The organism is Stenotrophomonas sp. LM091, assembly GCF_001806305.1.
Taxonomy (GTDB): Bacteria; Pseudomonadota; Gammaproteobacteria; order Xanthomonadales; family Xanthomonadaceae; genus Stenotrophomonas; species Stenotrophomonas bentonitica_A.
In genome coordinates this window covers 331,997-350,765 of sequence record NZ_CP017483.1, presented here as the reverse complement: position 1 = coordinate 350,765, position 18,769 = coordinate 331,997, and the positions used below count along the sequence as shown (strand labels likewise).

At 65.9% G+C, this 18,769-nt stretch carries 15 protein-coding genes, 8 tRNA genes and 1 pseudogene; 11 read left to right on the top strand and 13 right to left on the bottom strand.

What is annotated here, in order from left to right; translation table 11 throughout:
* Positions 1–3: 3 nt before the first annotated feature.
* Positions 4–960: an SOS response-associated peptidase family protein gene (locus BIZ42_RS01545; protein ID WP_070425339.1), complete on the bottom strand. Its 957-nt coding sequence runs from the start codon at positions 958–960 to the stop codon at positions 4–6.
* 114 nt (positions 961–1,074) lie between these two features.
* Between BIZ42_RS01545 and BIZ42_RS01540 the strand changes: the two genes are divergently transcribed.
* Positions 1,075–1,491, top strand: a complete 417-nt coding sequence (locus BIZ42_RS01540) for a GNAT family N-acetyltransferase (protein WP_019185021.1) — start codon at positions 1,075–1,077, stop codon at positions 1,489–1,491.
* Between the two features lie 50 nt (positions 1,492–1,541).
* Here BIZ42_RS01540 and BIZ42_RS01535 read toward each other — a convergent pair.
* The 10 genes from BIZ42_RS01535 to BIZ42_RS01490 form a co-directional block, all read right to left on the bottom strand.
* A tRNA-Glu gene (locus BIZ42_RS01535) sits at positions 1,542–1,617 on the bottom strand.
* Positions 1,618–1,666: 49 nt separating this feature from the next.
* Positions 1,667–1,742, bottom strand: a tRNA-Ala gene (locus BIZ42_RS01530).
* Between the two features lie 104 nt (positions 1,743–1,846).
* A tRNA-Glu gene (locus BIZ42_RS01525) sits at positions 1,847–1,922 on the bottom strand.
* A 49-nt stretch (positions 1,923–1,971) separates the two neighbouring features.
* Positions 1,972–2,047 (bottom strand) — tRNA-Ala (locus tag BIZ42_RS01520).
* 139 nt (positions 2,048–2,186) lie between these two features.
* Positions 2,187–2,262 (bottom strand) — tRNA-Glu (locus tag BIZ42_RS01515).
* A gap of 52 nt (positions 2,263–2,314) precedes the next feature.
* Positions 2,315–2,390 (bottom strand) — tRNA-Ala (locus BIZ42_RS01510).
* 144 nt (positions 2,391–2,534) lie between these two features.
* Positions 2,535–2,610 (bottom strand) — tRNA-Glu (locus BIZ42_RS01505).
* A gap of 53 nt (positions 2,611–2,663) precedes the next feature.
* Positions 2,664–2,739: transfer RNA gene (locus tag BIZ42_RS01500), tRNA-Ala, on the bottom strand.
* Positions 2,740–2,821: 82 nt separating this feature from the next.
* Entirely contained in the window at positions 2,822–5,155 is a 2,334-nt protein-coding gene (locus BIZ42_RS01495; RefSeq protein WP_083279762.1) for a heavy metal translocating P-type ATPase, read from the bottom strand.
* The gene (locus BIZ42_RS01490) at positions 5,152–5,550 is read right to left on the bottom strand and encodes a heavy metal-responsive transcriptional regulator (RefSeq protein ID WP_070425338.1); all 399 of its coding nucleotides are present in this window, start codon (positions 5,548–5,550) and stop codon (positions 5,152–5,154) included. Before BIZ42_RS01490 ends, BIZ42_RS01495 begins: the two co-directional genes overlap by 4 nt.
* Positions 5,551–5,761: 211 nt before the next feature.
* Here BIZ42_RS01490 and BIZ42_RS01485 point away from each other — a divergent pair, with 211 nt between their 5' ends.
* The 9 genes and pseudogenes from BIZ42_RS01485 to map all read left to right on the top strand — a co-directional run bounded on the left by BIZ42_RS01485 (position 5,762) and on the right by map (position 16,266).
* Positions 5,762–6,826 carry a helix-turn-helix domain-containing protein gene (locus tag BIZ42_RS01485; RefSeq protein ID WP_083279761.1) on the top strand — a complete coding sequence of 355 codons (1,065 nt, stop codon included), beginning with the start codon at positions 5,762–5,764 and terminating at the stop codon, positions 6,824–6,826.
* A 114-nt stretch (positions 6,827–6,940) separates the two neighbouring features.
* Complete coding sequence (locus tag BIZ42_RS01480) at positions 6,941–7,741, top strand: TlpA disulfide reductase family protein (protein WP_083279760.1); 801 nt, start codon at positions 6,941–6,943, stop codon at positions 7,739–7,741.
* A gap of 41 nt (positions 7,742–7,782) precedes the next feature.
* Positions 7,783–8,604: a thiol:disulfide interchange protein DsbG gene (gene dsbG, locus BIZ42_RS01475; RefSeq protein WP_019185026.1), complete on the top strand. Its 822-nt coding sequence runs from the start codon at positions 7,783–7,785 to the stop codon at positions 8,602–8,604.
* A 473-nt stretch (positions 8,605–9,077) separates the two neighbouring features.
* A complete protein-coding gene (locus BIZ42_RS01470) occupies positions 9,078–10,511 on the top strand; it encodes a DcaP family trimeric outer membrane transporter (protein ID WP_070425337.1) in 1,434 nt (477 codons plus the stop codon).
* Positions 10,512–10,562: 51 nt separating this feature from the next.
* Positions 10,563–11,912 (top strand): arginine/agmatine antiporter, encoded by a 1,350-nt coding sequence (gene adiC / locus BIZ42_RS01465; protein ID WP_019185028.1) that lies wholly within the window; start codon positions 10,563–10,565, stop codon positions 11,910–11,912.
* Positions 11,913–11,933: 21 nt separating this feature from the next.
* The gene (locus BIZ42_RS01460) at positions 11,934–14,222 is read left to right on the top strand and encodes an Orn/Lys/Arg decarboxylase N-terminal domain-containing protein (RefSeq protein ID WP_046272549.1); all 2,289 of its coding nucleotides are present in this window, start codon (positions 11,934–11,936) and stop codon (positions 14,220–14,222) included.
* Positions 14,223–14,250: 28 nt separating this feature from the next.
* Positions 14,251–15,153, top strand: a complete 903-nt coding sequence (locus BIZ42_RS01455; protein WP_070425336.1) for a cation diffusion facilitator family transporter — start codon at positions 14,251–14,253, stop codon at positions 15,151–15,153.
* A gap of 137 nt (positions 15,154–15,290) precedes the next feature.
* Complete coding sequence (locus tag BIZ42_RS01450; RefSeq protein WP_019185031.1) at positions 15,291–15,503, top strand: ParD-like family protein; 213 nt, start codon at positions 15,291–15,293, stop codon at positions 15,501–15,503.
* Positions 15,500–16,266 (top strand): annotated as a pseudogene (map, locus tag BIZ42_RS01445) (type I methionyl aminopeptidase). Before BIZ42_RS01450 ends, map begins: the two are co-directional and overlap by 4 nt.
* Positions 16,267–16,295: 29 nt before the next feature.
* Here the strand turns inward: map and BIZ42_RS01440 are convergent.
* Together BIZ42_RS01440 and BIZ42_RS01435 are read right to left on the bottom strand one after the other, a co-directional pair.
* The gene (locus tag BIZ42_RS01440; protein WP_070425335.1) at positions 16,296–17,072 is read right to left on the bottom strand and encodes a response regulator; all 777 of its coding nucleotides are present in this window, start codon (positions 17,070–17,072) and stop codon (positions 16,296–16,298) included.
* Complete coding sequence (locus BIZ42_RS01435) at positions 17,069–18,193, bottom strand: histidine kinase (RefSeq protein ID WP_070425334.1); 1,125 nt, start codon at positions 18,191–18,193, stop codon at positions 17,069–17,071. Before BIZ42_RS01435 ends, BIZ42_RS01440 begins: the two co-directional genes overlap by 4 nt.
* A 184-nt stretch (positions 18,194–18,377) precedes the next feature.
* Between BIZ42_RS01435 and BIZ42_RS01430 the strand changes: the two genes are divergently transcribed.
* Complete coding sequence (locus tag BIZ42_RS01430; RefSeq protein ID WP_070425333.1) at positions 18,378–18,755, top strand: hypothetical protein; 378 nt, start codon at positions 18,378–18,380, stop codon at positions 18,753–18,755.
* The last annotated feature ends 14 nt before the right edge of the window (positions 18,756–18,769 follow it).

Below are 18,769 nucleotides of genomic sequence, written 5' to 3'. Positions count from 1 at the left end.
GCGTCACGCCGCTTCGGCGTGCGCCAGTGATACCGGTTCGCGGTCGTCCAGGATCCGGTACAGCGCGGCCAGGTCTGCCGGGTCGGGGTTCAACCAGGCATCGAGATGTTCGCGCCGGATCGGCACGATACAGCGGTCATGGCCGGTACGCGCCACCTCCGTGGGCGGCTCGTCGGTGATCGCGGCGAACGACAACAGCCGGCCTTCCGGGCCTTCCCATTCCGACCACAGGCAGGCGATCAGCAGATCGCGCGGCGGCTGTGGGCTGAATTGGAGCACGACGTTCTCGGCTTTCTCGCCCGGCGACAGCGGGCGCTGCTCCAGTGCGTGACGCGGCACGTGTTCGTAGAACGACTGCACCACCACCACGCCATGCTGGTGGCCGAACGCGGATTTCCAGTAGGCCTCCAGGCTGTCACGGCGAGCGTTGTAGGTGCCGGGATAGAGCACGTCGTTGCGCGCGGGTTTGTCCGGCAGCCGGCACTGGTAGCGCATCGGTTTGATCACGCGCTGGCCCTGTTCGGACACGATCACCGGGGCGTAGACCCCCGGAAAAATGCGGCTGTCGCGCGGCACCAGGCCGGCGCGCTGCAGATCGGCCAGGCGCGTCTGCGCGCGTTCGATCCGGTTGCCGGCCACGCGCACCTCGTTGCGTGCCTTCTGCGTGGGGCGTGCGGCCAACTGCTCCTCGGCCACGCGCAGGCGTGCGCCCTGCACGCGCACCTCCTCATCCAGTGCCTGCATTTCCTCGGCATGCCATTGCTGGATCCGGGCCACGATCTCCTGGCCCTGCGCGGTGCGGGCGCCGGCAAAGCCATCGTCCATTGCCTTGGGCGTTTTGGGGCGCTGCTTGCCGGCGTCGTGCGCGTAAAGCTGGGCGAACTCGTCCAGCGACATCATGGCGCCGTACTCACGGACCAGCTTGGTGTAGTCGGCGCGGATCTGGGCGGAATAGCACATGGCGGGGACGGCAGCGCGCAGGGAGGGCGGAGGGGACAGGATAGGCCGATGGGTCGCAGATACTGCGAATCCGTTCGGGCATGCTGAGTGTCCATTCATTGCCGGATCCGCGTCATGTCGCTGCCTGCTGGTGTTCATTGCATCCCCCTGCCACCCAGCGTGGAGGAATACCGTGCCCTGCGCGTGCTGGCCGGGCTGAGCCCGAAAACCGCCGAGGCGGCGGCGCGTGGCCTGCCCAATACCGTCTTCGGTGTGAGCCTGCGCGAAGGAGACCGCCTGTTGGCGATGGGCCGGATCATCGGTGATGGCGGCTGCTTCCTGCAGGTGGTGGATATCGCCGTGGTCCCGGATCGCCAGGGGCAGGGCCTGGGCAAGGCCGTGATGGCCCAGCTCGATGCCTGGCTGCGCACGAATGCCATCGGCGCCTATGTGAGCCTGATCGCCGATGGGCAGGCGCATCGGCTGTATGCGCAGTTCGGTTTTACCTTGACCGCGCCGCGCTCGGTGGGGATGGCGAAGGTCGTAGCGTAGGGCCCATAAACAAACAGCCCCGACCGAAGTCAGGGCTGTTTGCTTGAAGCTGGCGTCCCCACGGGGATTCGAACCCCGGTCGCCACCGTGAAAGGGTGATGTCCTAGGCCTCTAGACGATGGGGACGCGTTAAACCGAATTTTGGCTTCCATCGGACGGCCTGTGTCCGGAGAAGTGGTGGAGCCAGGCGGGATCGAACCGCCGACCTCCTGCATGCCATGCAGGCGCTCTCCCAGCTGAGCTATGGCCCCACAGTTGTGCTGCGAGCCGCCTATCATAGCGGCGGATGTGCCGGATGGGAAGAGGCTCATGAAACAAAAAGCCCCGACCGAAGTCAGGGCTGTCTGTTTGAAGCTGGCGTCCCCACGGGGATTCGAACCCCGGTCGCCACCGTGAAAGGGTGATGTCCTAGGCCTCTAGACGATGGGGACGCGTTAAACCGAATTTTGGCTTCTATCGGACGGCCTGTGTCCGGAGAAGTGGTGGAGCCAGGCGGGATCGAACCGCCGACCTCCTGCATGCCATGCAGGCGCTCTCCCAGCTGAGCTATGGCCCCACGTTGTACCGCAAGCCGCTTAGTATATCTGCCTGTTCACGTTTGTGGAAGTCTTTTTGAGCACTTCCGGACAACGCAACCGCAGATGGCGGTGAACAAAAAGACCCGGCATGCCGGGCCTCGGTGTTCTTCTGATGAGTGGCGTCCCCACGGGGATTCGAACCCCGGTCGCCACCGTGAAAGGGTGATGTCCTAGGCCTCTAGACGATGGGGACGCATGAAACTCATCAAATTGTTCAGCACACCCGAACGGCCTAATGTCCGGAGTGGTGGAGCCAGGCGGGATCGAACCGCCGACCTCCTGCATGCCATGCAGGCGCTCTCCCAGCTGAGCTATGGCCCCACGATGCTGGAGGCGGAATTCTACGCGGCCGTGAAGCGTTCGCCAAGTCTTTTTTCTGAAATACCGAAGAAAGAATGCATGCGGAAAAAACCCACCACTGAAAACAAAAAGCCCCGACCGAAGTCAGGGCTGTCTGTTTGAAACTGGCGTCCCCACGGGGATTCGAACCCCGGTCGCCACCGTGAAAGGGTGATGTCCTAGGCCTCTAGACGATGGGGACGCACGAAAACTTCAAATTTTGTCACTGCAATCTGATCGGCCTAATGATCGGATTGGTGGAGCCAGGCGGGATCGAACCGCCGACCTCCTGCATGCCATGCAGGCGCTCTCCCAGCTGAGCTATGGCCCCACGTCGTGAGGAGCGAAATCATAGCGACGACGTTTTGGATTGGCAAGAAAAAAGTGAAGAAAATTTCGTCATTCGTTGCGACTCATCCGCCTGGCAGCCGCTGATGGCGCAGGCGCAACGCGTTGCTGATCACCGACACCGAACTCAGACTCATCGCCAGCGCCGCCAACATGGGCGACATCACGATGCCCAAGGGATACAGCACACCGGCCGCAACCGGAATGCCAAGTGCGTTGTAGAGAAACGCAAACCCCAGGTTCTGCCGCATGTTGCGCACGCTGGCGGTGGAGAGCTGGCGCGCACGCAGGATGCCGCGCAGGTCGCCTTTGACGAGGGTGACCTGCGCACTGGACATCGCCACGTCGGTGCCATTGCCCATCGCGATCCCGACATCGGCGCTTGCCAGCGCAGGCGCATCGTTGATGCCGTCACCGGCCATCGCGACCGTGCGACCCTGCGCCTGCAGCGTGCGGATCAGCGCGGCTTTGTCGGCGGGGCGCATTTCGCCATGCACCTCATCCAGGCCGAGTTCCCGCGCGACCGCTTCAGCGGTGTCGGTGCCATCGCCGGTGGCCATCACGATGCGCAGCCCATCGCGGTGCAGGTGCGTGATCGCTTCGGCGGTGGAGGCCTTGATTGGATCGGCGACGGCGAGCAGTCCACCGAGCTGTCCATCCACGGCCAGGTACATCACGCTTGCCGCGGTACTGCGCAGCTGCGCTGCACCTTCGCGCAACGCATCCAGGGCGATGCCGTGTTCGTCCATCAGTGCGGTATTGCCAAGCAGCAGCGCCTTGCCAGCGACCACGCCCTGCACACCCATGCCGGTCAGTGAGTCGAAGTCCGCCACGGCGGTCAACGTCATCCTGCGCGCCTTCGCTTCGGCAACGATCGCGGCGGCAAGCGGATGCTCGCTGCCCTGGTCCAGGCTGGCGGCCCACTGCAGGATCTGGTCCGCATGGAAGGGGGGCACGGCCTGCACATCGCGGAATGCGGGACGGCCTTCGGTCAGCGTGCCGGTCTTGTCCACCACCAGCGTATCGACCTGGCGCAGGGCTTCGATCGCTTCGGCATCACGGAACAGGACACCATGCTGCGCGGCACGGCCGGTGGCGACCATGATCGTCATCGGTGTGGCCAGGCCCAGCGCACACGGGCAGGCGATGATCAGCACCGCCACCGCGCTCAGCACCGCGTGCGTCCATGATGGCGCCGGGCCGAACAGGCCCCAGCCGAAGAATGTCAGTACCGCGACCGACAACACCGCCAGCACGAACCAGTACGCCACGGTGTCGGCCATGCGTTGCATCGGTGCCCGCGAGCGCTGTGCCTGCGCGACCAGCTGCACGATCTGCGCCAGCATGCTGTCATCGCCGAGCCGGTCGGCGCGCACCACCAGGCTGCCGGTGCCGTTGAGCGTCGCGCCGATCACGCTGTCGCCGACGGTCTTGCCCACCGGAACGGGTTCGCCGGTGAGCATCGATTCGTCGATCGAGGAGCGGCCCTCCATCACGGTGCCATCCACGGGCACTTTCTCACCCGGGCGCACGCGCACGCGGTCGCCGGGCTGGAGCGCTGCGATCTCCACGTCCTCTTCGTGGCCATCCTCGCGCAGCACGCGCGCGGTTTTCGGCGCCAGGCCGAGCAGGGACTTGATCGCGGCCGACGTCTTCGCCCGTGCACGCAACTCCATCAACTGGCCGAGCAGCGTGAGCGAGATGATCATCGCAGCCGCTTCGAAATAGACGCCGACATGTCCGTGCTGCTGGAACGACGGCGGGAACAGCCCGGGCGCAACGGTGGCCACCACGCTGTAGCCAAAGGCGGCCAGCACGCCGGTGCCGATCAGGGTCCACATGTTCGGGCTGCGGTTGCGGATCGACTGCGCCCAGCGCTGCAGGAAGGGCCAGCCGGCCCACAGCACGACCGGCGTGGCCAGTGCCAGCTCGATCCACACCCGCAGATCCGGTGAGAGCCCGTGCAGTACCGGCGTCATCGCCAGCATCGCCAGGGCCATCGTTGCCACGCTCAGCGGCAGGCTCCACCAGAAGCGCCGCCGGAAATCGGTCAGCTCGGGGTTTTCCTCATCCTCAAGGCTGGGCATCGCCGGTTCCAGCGCCATGCCGCACAGAGGACAGTTGCCGGGACCGTCCTGCACGATCTCCGGGTGCATCGGGCAGGTGTACCGCGTGCCGGCGGGGGCTGGTTTGACGACGCCGGCAGGTGCGGCCAGATAGCGTTGCGGGTCGGCAATGAACCTGCGTCGGCAGCCATCGCTGCAGAACGCGTAGTCGTTGCCGTCATGGCGGGCATGGTGGGGCGTGGTGGCCGGGTCGACCATCATCCCGCAGACAGGATCCGTGACGGTGCCGGCATCGGTCGCCGTGGCGCCGGGGTGATCGTGGGCGTGCGTCATTTGCGGATGTCCGTCAACGCCGACAGGATCGGGCACTGCGCGTTGTCGCCGTGCCCGGGGCAGGCCTCGACCAGGTGCTTGAGCGCCCGGTGCATACGCTGCAGCTCGTTGATGCGCTGTTCGATACCGGCGAGTTTGTTCACTGCACTGTCGCGGATCTGTGCCATGTCCTGGCCGCGCTGATCGCTGAAGCCGAGCAGGTCGGCGACTTCATCCAGGCTGAAACCCAACGCCTTGGCGCGGCGGATGAACTGCAGCCGGGTCAGGTCGGCCTCGCTGAAGACGCGGTAGCCGCCGGCGCTGCGGCGAGCGGTGGGCAGCAGCTGCTGCCGCTCGTAGTAGCGCACCGTATCGATGGGCACGCCTGCCTGGCGCGCGAGCTGTCCAATGTTCATGAGCACCTCGTGGATGACCCGGTCATTGTGGACCCTGGAGTCTGGTCAAGGGTCAAGCCTTGCTGGAACCCAAATGAAGATTCATCGCGCGTGAAATTTGCAATTAGTTGCATGGTCGTCCTCGCGGGACGCCCGTAGCCTCAGGCCATCTTATGTACAGACCTGTTCTGCCCGGCCCCGTGTCGGCAGGCATTGTTCAAGGAGAATGGCCATGGACGCACCCCGCAATACGCTGCAGCCGGACCGCCGGCCGGACGCGCCGACCCTGATGGAAGTGGCGGTCGTTGAATTCCCCGGCAGCCTGCGCGCCGCCGCACCGGTGCTGTCCGAACTTGCCCAGCGCTGCAACCGCACAGTGGCCGCGGGGCGCCGCACCGGCGCACGGATGCTGGTGACGCGATGGACGATGTCCAGCCGGGGCATGCAGCGCGTTGCTGGCGCCGAACTGTTCGGCGATGCACTGCCGGCGATCATCGTCATCCCCGGCAGCGAATCGAGCTGGTCCATGGCACCGCCGGATGAACGCCTGCTGGCGTGGCTGCGCGAATGCCACGATGGCTGCAGCCTGCTCGCGGCCTGCGACGAGGGTGGCCTGCTGCTGGCCGCGGCGGGCATCCTGGCCGGCCGCCCGGTCAGCGTGCCCGATCCGGCCCGTTGCCAGGCGCTGCGCACGATGGTGCCCAGCTGGCAGCCGTGTGAACGGACCTTGGTCGACGATGGCGATCTGCTGACCGCCGCCGGACCGGACGCATGGAAGTATCTGAGCCTGCGCCTGATCGCACGGGTCTATGGGCAGAGTGTGATGAATACCGTCATCCAGCAGTTGCAGCTGATGATTCCACGCACGGAACTGGATGATCTGGAACGCTTCAGCCCCAACTTCGCCCACGGCGATCGCAGCATCCTCAAAGCACAGCGCTGGCTGCATGGCATCGCTGCCCGGGGTGTGGGGCTCGACGACATCTGCGTGCAGGCCGGGCTGGAACCGCGCACGCTGCAGCGTCGGTTCCTGAAAGCCACCGGGATGCGCCCGATCGAGTATTGCCAGCGCCTGCGCATCGCCAAGGCGCAGCTGCTGCTGCAGGCCGGCGGCGTCGTGGACCAGGTTGCATGGGCAGTGGGGTACTCGGACCAGAGCGCGTTCCGCCGGCTGTTCCTGCGTATTGTCGGGCTGACTCCGGCACGTTATCGCCGCCAGCTCGCTGCCCAGCAGCGTGAGCGGGCGCACTCACGCCCGGTCGCCCGGGTGCTTGAATCGATTCGTCCGGCTGCCTGAATCGCACGACTGTCGCGTGCTTGATCCCCTGTCGGCTTGCTGGGACCATGCCGGCGGGCCCGATGCAACAGCCGTCGCCGCGTGGAAGATCACGGGCGGCGGCGGAGAAAAGCAATGATCAGCAGTGTAGGCCCGGTACCGCTTGCGGTCGTATGGGTGTTGGTGGGTCTGGCCATCGCGATGCTGGTGGCCAGTGTGGTGCGTGCTCCCGCCATCGAAGGCGTGCCGCGTCCGCGGTCGCTGGTGGTAGACATGCTGCTGCTGGGGCTGTTGGCCGGACGTGCGGCGTTCGTGATCTGGCACCTGGGCGACTATGCGCAGGATCCCTGGGGCGTACTGCGCATTGGCGATGGCGGCTTCCTGGTGTGGCCGGCGATGGTGGCGGGGCTGGGATGGGGCGCCTGGCGCCTGCGCCGCTGGCCGTCGCTGCGGCGGCCGGTCGTGGCCGCCGCCCTGGCCGGCGTGCTGAGCTGGGCGGTACTGTCGGCGGGTGCTGGCTGGCTGCAGCAATCGCGGGTAACGCTGCCGGCGATCAGCCTGACTTCGCTGCAGGGTGAGTCGATCGCATTGGCCGATACGCAGGGCACCCCGGTGGTGGTCAATCTCTGGGCGAGCTGGTGTGGCCCCTGCCGGCGCGAGATGCCGGTGCTGGCTCGCGCGCAGCAGCGCCACCCGGACATCCGCTTCCTGTTCGTCAACCAGGGTGAAACCCGCGAAGAGGTCGAGGGTTTCATCGCCGCCGAGCAGCTGACGCTGGACAACGTGCTGCTTGACGAGGCTGCGCTCACCGCCGAGCGGCTGCAGGTGCACGCCTATCCGACTACCCTGTTCTTCGATGGCCAGGGTCGGCTGCAGCAGATCCATCTGGGCGAACTCAGTGCCGCCGGCCTGCAATCCAAGCTCGACAGCCTGTAAGGGTGGTCGCGTTGTCATGTTCCTTGAATCCAGGAGTCACCATGAAGTTGAAGTCCTCGCGCCCATTGGGCACCGTGCTGGCGGTCTCGCTGTTGATGGCCCTGGCCGGGTGCAGCCAGGCGCAGACGCCCAGCGCCGCTGATGCCGCGCCGGCCAAGGGCGGTGCCGATCGCCCGGCGGTGCTGAAAGGCATCGAGAAGCACGGCTTCGAGGTGATCGGCGAGTTCGACGCGCCCGGTGGCCTGCGCGGCTTTGCCGGCGTGGTCGGTGGGCAGCAGCCCGCGGCGGCCTACGTCACCGCGGACGGAAAACACGTCGTGGTCGGCAGCCTGTTCGATGCCAACGGCGAGGATGTGGGGGCGGCACCATTGGAAAAGCTGGTGGCCAAGCCGATGTCCGAGCGCAGCTGGAAGAAGCTGGATGAAAGCGCGTGGGTCCGTGACGGCCGCGCCGATGCGCCGCGCGTGGTCTACACCTTCAGCGATGCGAACTGCCCGTATTGCCATCGTTTCTGGGAAGCGGCGCGGCCGTGGGTTGACGCCGGCAAGGTGCAGCTGCGCCACGTGATGGTCGGCGTGATCCGTGAGGACAGTCCGGCCAAGGCGGCCGCGATCCTCACCGCGCCCAACCCCAGCGCCGCGCTGCTGGAGAACGAACGGCTGTTCGATCGCGGCGGGATCAAGCCGGCGGCTTCGCTGACCGCCGAGGTCGCCAACAAGCTCGATGCCAATCAGGTACTGATGATCGAGCTGGGCTTCCAGGGTACGCCGGGTATTCTGTTCAAGGATGCCCAAGGCATGGTGCAGCGCCGTTCCGGCATGCCCCAGGGCGATGACATGACCGTGGTGCTCGGCCCGCGCTGAGCCGAACCGGGTATCACTGCACACCGCGCCGGGCTCTGCCCGGCGCGCTTGGTTTGGGCGTCGTGCGGCCTGGCCCGGATGCGTTGACGCATTCGGCTTGATTTGGATCAAGGCTGAAAACGGGGCGGTCGCTAAGCTGCCCCGATGCGCTATTTCATGGATTGCCCCACACGCACCGGACGCGCGACTGCCCAGTCAGAAAACTGCCTGACAACATTCACGGCGTTCTCACTTTGCGATTGTTACTCAGGGCGCTGGCTGACACGCACATGCGTGGCTGTCATCAGGGATGAGGGGATCCCGTGCGAGCGTACCCACGCACGCGATGCGTCCGCCGGCTTGACCGCCACCGGACCACGCGCAGGCGGAGGTCGCGCGCATTGCAGTGCCGGGCTGCGTGCCGGTTGCCTGCAGCGTCATGGACGCCTGCCGGAATCGACACGTGGAACTGTGTACGGTTCAAGGAGGACGTGATGCGTTTGTCTGTATTGACGGTCGCATGCGCGGCAGCACTCGCTGCGGCGCCGGTGTACGCGCAGGATTCGGCCGCCGCGTTGCGGCAGGATATCCAGACGCTGCGGCAGACGCTGGAGCAGATGGAGAAACGACTGCAGGCGATCGAATCCGGGCAGCCTCCACCTGCCTCGCCGGCCATCGCGGCGGCGACTGCCTCCGGTACGGGCGTCACGCCCGCCCCCTTGCCAGCGCCCCTGACGGCCCAGGCCCAGGTGCCGGGCATGGGCCAGGCGATTCTGCCGCAACGCGATTCCGTTGCCGATCCCTCCAGCGCCGCCTCCCGCCCGGACAGCGCCGCCGGGCCGACCGATCCCGAGCTGAAAGGCTTCTTCGCGATCCCCAATACCGATACCCTGATCCGCATCGGCGGCTACGCCAAGCTCGACGCGATCGCCGATTCGCGCGCAGCCGGTGACCAGGAACAGTTCGTCACCTCGTCGATTCCGGTCGGCAGTGCGCACCGGGATGTATCCAATTTCACGCTGCATGCCAAGCAGACCCGCTTCAGCTTCGAAGCGCGGCGCCCGACCACGCATGGCAACCTGCGCTTCTATCTGGAAAACGACTTCTTCGGCAGCAGCGACAGTTATCAGTTCCGCCTGCGCCACGCCTACGGGCAACTGGGCAATACCTACGCCGGTTATGGCTATTCCACGTTCATGGATGCCGACAGCCTGCCCGACACCCTGGATTTCGCCGGGCCGGGTGGGGCGGGGTACCTGCTCGTGGCCGGCATCCACCACAGCTTCGCAATGGGCAAGGGGAACACTCTAACCGTGGCGGCCGAGGATCCGGATACCCAGTTGAGCAACCCCGCCGAGGGGATCATGCCGGTGGACCAGCTGCCGGACGTCACCGTAACCGCGCGCATGGAGCGTGACTGGGGCCATCTGCAGCTGGGTGCGGTCGCACGCAGCCTCGGGTACGACGGTGATGCCGGCGATGGCCGGCGCTTTGCGGGTGGCCTGCAGCTCAGCGGCTCGGCCGCGGTGGGCGAACAGGACCTGCTGTTGTTCGGCATGCTCGGCGGCAAGGGCCTGGCCCGTTATACGGCCGACCTGACCGGTTCGGGCATGGACGCGGTGGTGAGCGCAGACGGGCGGCTGCAGGCGTTGTCGCTGTATGGCGGCTTCGTTGGTTACACCCATTACTGGTCGCCGCTGTGGCGCTCGAACCTGATCTACGGCCAGCTCACCAGTGGACGCAACGATGCGCTGGCCGCCGATGCGTTCCGCCAGAGCCGCTACGGCGTCTTCAACCTGCTCTGGAGCCCGGCCCCGTCCTGGACGATGGGCATGGAGCTGCTCTACGGGCAGCTGGAACAGCAGAGTGGACAACGCGGCGACACGATGCGGCTGCAGGGCAGCCTGCAATACAACTTCATCAAGTAACTCCCAACGCCCGGCATGACCGGGTCCCTGCCTGGCAAAGGAGCAAGCGTCATGGCAAAAGCGAAGAAAATCGGGGTGGTCGGTGCCACCTTCCTGGTGGCCGGCAACATGATGGGGTCGGGGGTGTTCCTGTTGCCCTCCAGCCTGGCCAAGATCGGCACGGCCTCGATCTGGGGTTGGCTGATCACCACCGCCGGCGCGCTGCTGCTGGCCTTCGTGTTTGCCAAGCTCGGCAAGCTGGCGCCCAAGGCCGGTGGTCCCTATGCCTACGCCAGGGACTGGTTCGGCCCTTACATGGGTTTCCAGACCAACACCATCTACTGGTTCGCCAACTGGATCGGCAACGTTGCCATCCCGATCGCGGCAGTCGGCTACTTCAGCTACTTCTTCCCGATCCTGTCCGAGCCGTTGCCGCGCTGCATCGCGGTGCTGGCGCTGGTCTGGGCGTTGAGCTTCGCCAACGTGATCGGCCCCTCGTTCGTGAGCAAGCTGCAGACGGTGACCACCAGCTTTGCGCTGGTGCCGATCCTGGGCATCGCGATCTTCGGCTGGTTCTTCTTCGACCCGACCATCTTCAAGGGCGCCTACAACGTTTCCGGGGAGTCCAACTTCGGCGCGATCTCCAGTGCCGCCGCGTTGACCCTGTGGGCCTTCATCGGCGTGGAATCGGCCTCGGTGACCGCCGGCGTGGTCGAAAACCCGGAGAAGAACGTGGCCCGCGCGACGCTGGGTGGCGTGTTCCTGGCTGCGATCGCCTACATCGCCAGCTCCTCGGTGATCATGGGCATGGTGCCCAATGGCGACCTGCAGGTTTCCGATGCGCCGTTTGCGCTGGCCGCGGCCAATGCGGTGGGTGGCTGGGGCGGGGCGCTGGTGAGCCTGTGCGCCTTCGTGGGCGCGGCCGGCTCGCTCGGTGGCTGGATCCTGCTGACCGCGCAGAGTGCCAAGGCGGCCTCCGATGACGGCCTGTTCCCGAGCATCTTCAGCAAGACCAACAAGGACGACGTGCCGGTCAAGGGCGTGCTGATCGTGGCGGTGCTGATGACCCTGGCGGTGCTGGTCACCTCCACCTCCAAGACCGCCTCGGCCCAGTTCGATGTGATCACCTCGGCGGCGGTGGTGCTGACCCTGCTGCCGTACATCTACTCCTGCGTGGCCTGCTACTTCGTGGTCGAGCGCTCGCACACGCTGGTGCACACCGGCGCGTTCTGGCTGCTGACCAGCGTTACCGTCGTGTACTGCCTGTGGGCGATCTTCGGGTCGGCCGGCAACATCGTGCAGTACGCCTTCCTGTTCGTGCTGTTCATCACGGTGTTCTACCCGTTCTTCAGCGAGGAGCGCCGCCGCCAGCGCGGCCAGCTGCCCGCGCTCGACGCCGCCGTCCGCACGACGCTTTCGTGATATTGCCCCAGGAGAATCCCTGTGTACTTCAAGTCCCTTGATTACCCGATCATCGTCATCGACGACGACTACGAATCCCCGCGCATCGGCGGCATCCTGATCCGTGCGCTGGTGGACGAGCTGCGCAAGAATGACCAGCGCGTGCTGTGCGGCCTGACCCTGGCCGATGCCCAGGCCGGCGCGCGCACCTACGTGGCCGCCTCGGCGGTGCTGATCTCCATCGACGGCACCGAGGAGAACCCGGAGCAGTTCCAGCGCCTGCTGGGCTTCCTGCGCGAGCAGACCGCACGCCGCGCCAACCTGCCGGTGTTCCTGTACGGCGAGCGCCGCACCATCGAGAAGGTGCCGAGCAAACTGCTCAAGTTCGTGCACGGCTACATCTTCCTGTTCGAAGACACCAAGAGCTTCATCTCGCGGCAGGTGATGCGGGCGGCCGAAGACTACATGGCCAATCTGCTGCCGCCGTTCTTCAAGGCGCTGATCCACCACACCGCCGAGTCCAATTACTCCTGGCACACGCCTGGCCATGCCGGCGGCGTGGCGTTCACCAAATCACCGGTCGGCCGTGCGTTCCACCAGTTCTACGGCGAGAACACGCTGCGCAGCGACCTGTCGATCTCGGTGCCGGAGCTGGGCTCGCTGCTCGACCACACCGGCCCGATCAAGGAGGCCGAGAACGAGGCGGCGCGCAACTTCGGCGCCGACCACACCTTCTTCGTCACCAATGGCACCTCGACCGCCAACAAGATCGTCTGGCACGGGACCGTGGGGCGGGGCGACGTGGTCTTTGTCGACCGCAACTGCCACAAGTCGCTGCTGCACGCGCTGATCATGACCGGCGGCGTCCCGGTGTACTTCACCCCCAGCCGCAACGCGCACGGCATCATCGGCCCGATCAGCCTGGACCAGTTCACGCCCGAGTCGCTGCAGCAGGCCATCGCCGCCAACCCGCTGGCCAGCAAGGCCTACAAGGCCGGCTCCAAGCCGCGCATCGCGGTGGTCACCAATTCAACCTATGACGGGCTGTGCTACAACGCCGAAAAGATCGCCGAGGAAATCGGCAGCGCGGTCGATTTCCTACATTTCGACGAGGCCTGGTATGCCTATGCCGCGTTCCATCCGTTCTATGAGAACCATTACGGCATGGCCAAGGGCAAGCCGCGCGAGCAGGATGCGATCATCTTCACCACGCACTCCACGCACAAGCTGCTGGCCGCCTTCTCGCAGGCCTCGATGATCCACGTGCGCAACGCCGCGACCCAGGCGCTGGATGCCGAACGCTTCAACGAAGCCTTCATGATGCACACCACCACCAGCCCGCATTACGGCGTGATCGCCGCGTGCGATGTGGCCTCCAAGATGATGGAGGGCGCCGCGGGCGAGTCGCTGGTGCAGGAGATGCACGACGAGGCGATTGCCTTCCGCCGCGCGATGCTGCATGTGCGCGAGGATCTGGGCCGCGACGACTGGTGGTTCAGCGTGTGGCAGCCGGACAAGCTGGAGCGTTCGCTGGCCAAGGGCGATGCGCCGGCCCCGATGGTGGCCAAGCGCAGCGAGTGGTACCTGCAGCCGGACGCGCACTGGCATGGCTTCGATGGCCTGGTGGACGACTACGTGCTGATCGACCCGATCAAGGTGACCCTGCTCACGCCGGGGCTCTCGATGGATGGCGAGATGGGCCAGCGCGGCATTCCGGCCGCAGTGCTGAGCAAGTTCCTGTGGACCCGCGGCATCACGGTGGAGAAGACCAACCTGTACTCGGTGCTGTTCCTGTTCTCGATGGGCATCACCAAGGGTAAATGGAGCACCCTGGTCACCGAGCTGATGGCCTTCAAGGAGCTCTACGACAGCAATGCGCCGCTGACCCGCGCACTGCCGCAGCTGGCGGCCGAGTTCCCGATCGCCTACGCCGGGTGGGGCCTGCGTGACCTCTGCGATGCGCTGCATGCCTTCAACGGCGAGTTCGGCGTGGCCGAAGTGATGCGCGCCATGTACGTGGATCTGCCCGAGCCGGTGATGACGCCCGCCGAAGCCTATGACCATCTGGTCCGCGGCCAGATCGAACGGGTCGACATCGAACAGATCAGCGGCCGCATCGCCGGCACCATGCTGGTGCCGTATCCGCCGGGCATCCCGACCATCATGCCGGGCGAGCGATTCGGCGCCAGCGATGAGCCGATCATCCAGTCGCTGCGGATCGCCCGTGAGCAGAACGCGCGCTTCCCGGGCTTCGAGTCGGATGTGCACGGGCTTATCATCGACACCGACGGCGATGCGCCGAGCTACAAGGTGGAGGTGCTGAAGGTCTGACGCCTGCGCGCAGGACCCTCGGCCAGCGATGGATACAGCACGCGAGCAGCGGGTCCTCAAATTCTCCATCGGGGTGACGATGGCGGTCAGCGCCATCGGCTTCATCGGTGGCCTGCTGGTGGGATCGCAGGCCATCCTGTTCGATGGCGTCTACAGCCTGGTGGACGTGGCACTGACCCTGGTGGCGCTGTCGGTACTGCGGCTGGTGGCGCGGGAAGAGAGCCCGCGCTTCCAGTATGGCTACTGGCACCTGGAGCCGATGGTGGAGGCGCTTGGCGGGGCGATCCTGTCGCTGGCCTGCATCTATGCGCTGGCCAACTCGGTGATCGGGCTGACCACGGGCGGGCATGAGGTCAAGGCCGGGCCTGCGCTGCTGTGGGCGGCCCTGCTGTGCGTGAGCAACCTGGCGATGGCGGCCTTCGTGCGCACCCGCGCGATGCAGCTGCACTCGGCGCTGCTGTGGCTGGACGTGCGGGCCTGGCTGCTCAGCGGCATGATGAGCCTGGCGGTGGTGCTGGCGTTTGCGATCGCGCTGTTGCTGCGCGATGGCGAGCATGCGCACTGGATACCCTATCTGGATCCGCTGGTGCTGGCCGCGATCAGCGTGGCGGTACTACCCGTACCGTTGCGCAGTGCATGGAAGGCCATGCGCGAAGTGCTGCAGGTGGCGCCTGATACGCTGCATGCGCGCGTGCAGGCGGTGATGAAGGACTTCGTCGCCGAGCACGGCTATCTGGATTTCACCAGCCACGTGGCCAAGATGGGCCGCATGCGATTCGTGGAGATCCACATCCTCACCCACCCGGAGACGGTGATCGGCAACATCGGCAATGTGGACCGGCTGCGTGATGAGATCGCCGAGCGCCTGGATGCGCGCGGCAGTGAGTTCTGGTTGACCATCGATTTCACCGCCGATCCGGCCTGGACCTGATCGATCCCTGACCGCGCACACACGACCGCCCAGCATCGCAGTGGCGCGAAGACGGCCGGTGACGACCCCTGGGCGGGCCTGCACAGCACTATACGAAACGTATATGATGTGTATATACCGTATGAGAGGGGTTGCCAATGGGCATCGTGAACATCGACGACGAACTGCACGACAACCTGCGCCGCGCCAGCGGCGTCTCGGGCCGCTCGATCAATGCCCAGGCCGGTTTCTGGATCAAGATCGGCATGCTGTGCGAAATGAATCCCGGCTCGACCTACCAGGAGATCGTCAACCGTGAACTGCGTGCTGCAGGGGTTGAACCCGGCGCACTGCGGGTGGCCGAAGCATGATCAAGACCGCTGAAGAACAGGCCTTGATGCGCACCTCCGGGCGCCTGCTGGCCCAGGTGTTCGAAGCGCTGGACACGCTGCCGCTGGAAGGCATGAGCACGCTGCAGGTGAACGACTGGGTCGAGCGCTTCATCGTCGATGAGCTGCAGGCGCGCCCGGCGAGCAAGGGCCAGTATGGCTTCGCCTACGTGCTCAATTCGTCCATCGACAACGTGGTCTGCCATGGAGTGCCCTCGGCCGATGCCATCCTGCGCAGCGGGAGCATCGTCAATCTCGACATCACGCTGGAAAAGGGGGGTACATCGCCGATTCCAGCAAGACCTATCTGATCGGTGAGGTCGATTACGCGGCCAAGCGGCTGGTGCGGGTGACCCGCGAGGCGATGTGGAAGGGGATCGGGGTGGTGCGCCCGGGTGCGACGCTGGGCGACATCGGTTTCGCGATCCAGCAGCATGCCAAGGCGCACGGCTACAGCGTGGTGCGCGAATTCTGCGGCCATGGCATCGGCCAGCAGATGCACGAAGAGCCGCAGGTGCTGCATTACGGGCGCCGCGGCGACGGGCTGGAGCTGGAAGAGGGCATGACCTTCACCATCGAGCCGATGATCAACCAGGGCCGTGCCGCCATCGACATGAGCGACGACGGCTGGACCGTGACCACCCGTGACGGCAAGCTCTCGGCGCAGGCCGAGCACACCGTGCTGGTGACCGCCGACGGGGTGGAGGTGCTGACCCTGCGCACGGGCGAGCGGATGCCCGACTGAGGCGGGCCGCCGGGCCATGCCCGGCAGCTTCATTCGCTGCGTGTGGACACCAGCTTGAGAAACGCCTCGTTCTGATAGCGGCTCATGCGCAGCTGCTGGCCGGTGTCCATGGTCACGACGTGGTGGCCGTTGAACCACGGATGGATCGCCTTGACCCGGCGCACATTGACGATCGCCGAGCGGTGCACGCGGGCGAAGTGCCGCGGGTCCAGCCGGGCAGCGAGGGTGGCCATGGTCTCGCGCAGCTCATGCACGCGGTCGACCAGGTGGATCTCGACCGTGTTGCGCGCGGCCTTGATCCAGACGATGTCATCCACTGCCACCAGTACCACATGCTCCTCCACGCGCACCGGGATGCGCTGCAGGTACGCGTCACGTTGCCGCAATGCGTCCAGCGCCTGCAGGATCTGCGTCGAGGCCTGCGCGCCCACCCCGCGGACCGCCGACAGCCGCGCCTTGGCCCGCTGCAGGGTGGCGGCGAAGCGCTCCCGGCTGAACGGTTTGATCAGATAGTCCACGGCATTGGCTTCGAAGGCCTTCACGGCGTACTGCTCGTAGGCGGTGACGAACACGGTGGCCGGCATCCGCTCGGCACCGATGGTGGCAACCACGTCCAGGCCGGTGATCGCGGGCATCTGGATGTCCAGGAAGACCAGGTCCGGGGATTGGTTGCGGATGGCGTTGACCGCCGATACGCCATCGCCGCATTCACCGACGATCTCAAGCTCAGGATCATCGCGCAGCAACCGGATGACCGCATGCCGCGCGATCGGCTCATCATCGACCACGAGAACGGTGAGGCTCATGCCGGCGCAGTGCCCGGGAAGAATTCCGGTGCATCGTCGGCGCTCTCCAGTTCCCGGAACGGAACGCGGATGCGGCACACCACACCTCCCGGCCACATCATGTCCAGCCTCACCTCGGCGGCATCGCCGTACAGTTCCATCAGACGCAGGCGTGTGTTGGACATGCCGATGCCATGTCCGGCCGATGCGGCCGGCTCGACCGACAGAGTGCTGTTGCGGTTGCGCACCTCGATGCACAGCGCATCGCCGTCGCGCCGGGCCTCGATCTCGATGGTGTCGTTACCCACGCGCTGGCCGATGCCATGGCGCAGGGCATTCTCCACCAACGGCTGCAGGATCAGGCTGGGCACCGCGCAGTCCAGCGTCTCCGGGCCGATGTAGGTGCGGGTGGTCAGCCGGTCCTTGAATCGGGTGCGCTGGATGCCCAGGTACAGCTCGATCAGGTCCAGCTCCTGGCGCAGGCTGATTTCCTGGCCGTCGTAGTCCTCCAGGAACGCGCGCAGCAGCTCGCTCAGGCGCAGCAGCATGTCCTCGGCCGAAACCTTGTCCTCGTCCAGCAGGGTAATGATCGCGTGCAGCGTGTTGAACAGGAAGTGCGGCTGCAGCTGCGATTTCAGCGAGCGCAACCGCGACTGCGCCAGTTCGGTGGCCAACTGGCTGGCTTCCAGTTCACGGCGCGCTTTCTCGGCGTGGAAGTGAAGGGCCTGCTGGATCGCGAACAGGGTCCAGTAGGTCAGCAGCCCGATGGCGAAGTGCTGCTCCAGGAAGTAGCCAAGCTGCTCGAAGAAACCGCTGGGCTCGAACAAGGTAGAGACCAGCGCGCCCACGATCATTGCGATGAACGTCATGCCGACGCTGGCCACCCCCTGTGCGCCGAGCCCGTGCAGGCGCCCGCTGCCGCGTACCGGAAAGCGCTCGGCGAGGCGGAAGACCGTGGGCGACAGGGCAGCCCAGGTGTACCACTGGATCAGCGACCAGCGCAGGAGATCCCAGAGAGGTTGTTGGCTGTTCGGCAGGCCGGCGTTGATCGAGGTCTGCAGGGCGAACACCACGGCCACCACCGTCCACAGGGCGAGGTAGCGGGACAAGCGGATCCGGGTGCTGCCGAGGCGAATGTACATGGTCGATTCCGGGCCAGGCGTTTCTGGCGACGCTCATCTTAGGCAGGCGGCGGGAGCGCGGGAAGCGCCATGACGGCCCATTACGATTGGCCTGGTCGTGGCGACGATTCGTCCCGGATCGGTTGGCGGCCAGAGCGCGCGAGCGTGTGATGCAAGGGTCCATCACCCGCCTGGAGACGCTGCCATGACGTTGATCCGCCCCTTCCTGACCGTTTCGCTGATGCTCGCCGGTACCGCGCACGGCGCGGAGGTACGCTACCTCGGCCTGCTCAACCGGGCCCATGACAGTGTCGTGGCCCTGGACGTCGCGCCTGCCGGGACCGAGGCCTTCGTTCCGCGGTCGATCGACGCCCTGCCGGGTGGGGGCGCCGGCACTACGGTCCGCCTCGCCGACGAAGGCTGCCGGTTCGATCTTCGTGTCGCGTTCCGCAACGGTCGACGGGTGGTCTACCGCGATGTGGATGTCTGCAGGGGCGACACACTGGTCATCGCACCGCTGAAGAAGACACCGGGTGATCGTGCGGTCGCGCAGGAACCACGGACGCCACCGCGTGGCCGATAGCAGGGGGCGCGGCG

Bases quoted from the DNA above. Each gene is read 5' to 3' on its own strand.
- BIZ42_RS01545 (WP_070425339.1), bottom strand. From the start codon at position 960: ATGTGCTATTCCGCCCAGATCCGCGCCGACTACACCAAGCTGGTCCGT.
- BIZ42_RS01540 (WP_019185021.1), top strand. From the start codon at position 1,075: ATGTCGCTGCCTGCTGGTGTTCATTGCATCCCCCTGCCACCCAGCGTG.
- BIZ42_RS01495 (WP_083279762.1), bottom strand. From the start codon at position 5,155: ATGACGCACGCCCACGATCACCCCGGCGCCACGGCGACCGATGCCGGC.
- BIZ42_RS01490 (WP_070425338.1), bottom strand. From the start codon at position 5,550: ATGAACATTGGACAGCTCGCGCGCCAGGCAGGCGTGCCCATCGATACG.
- BIZ42_RS01485 (WP_083279761.1), top strand. From the start codon at position 5,762: ATGGACGCACCCCGCAATACGCTGCAGCCGGACCGCCGGCCGGACGCG.
- BIZ42_RS01480 (WP_083279760.1), top strand. From the start codon at position 6,941: ATGATCAGCAGTGTAGGCCCGGTACCGCTTGCGGTCGTATGGGTGTTG.
- dsbG (WP_019185026.1), top strand. From the start codon at position 7,783: ATGAAGTTGAAGTCCTCGCGCCCATTGGGCACCGTGCTGGCGGTCTCG.
- BIZ42_RS01470 (WP_070425337.1), top strand. From the start codon at position 9,078: ATGCGTTTGTCTGTATTGACGGTCGCATGCGCGGCAGCACTCGCTGCG.
- adiC (WP_019185028.1), top strand. From the start codon at position 10,563: ATGGCAAAAGCGAAGAAAATCGGGGTGGTCGGTGCCACCTTCCTGGTG.
- BIZ42_RS01455 (WP_070425336.1), top strand. From the start codon at position 14,251: ATGGATACAGCACGCGAGCAGCGGGTCCTCAAATTCTCCATCGGGGTG.
- BIZ42_RS01450 (WP_019185031.1), top strand. From the start codon at position 15,291: ATGGGCATCGTGAACATCGACGACGAACTGCACGACAACCTGCGCCGC.
- BIZ42_RS01440 (WP_070425335.1), bottom strand. From the start codon at position 17,072: ATGAGCCTCACCGTTCTCGTGGTCGATGATGAGCCGATCGCGCGGCAT.
- BIZ42_RS01435 (WP_070425334.1), bottom strand. From the start codon at position 18,193: ATGTACATTCGCCTCGGCAGCACCCGGATCCGCTTGTCCCGCTACCTC.
- BIZ42_RS01430 (WP_070425333.1), top strand. From the start codon at position 18,378: ATGACGTTGATCCGCCCCTTCCTGACCGTTTCGCTGATGCTCGCCGGT.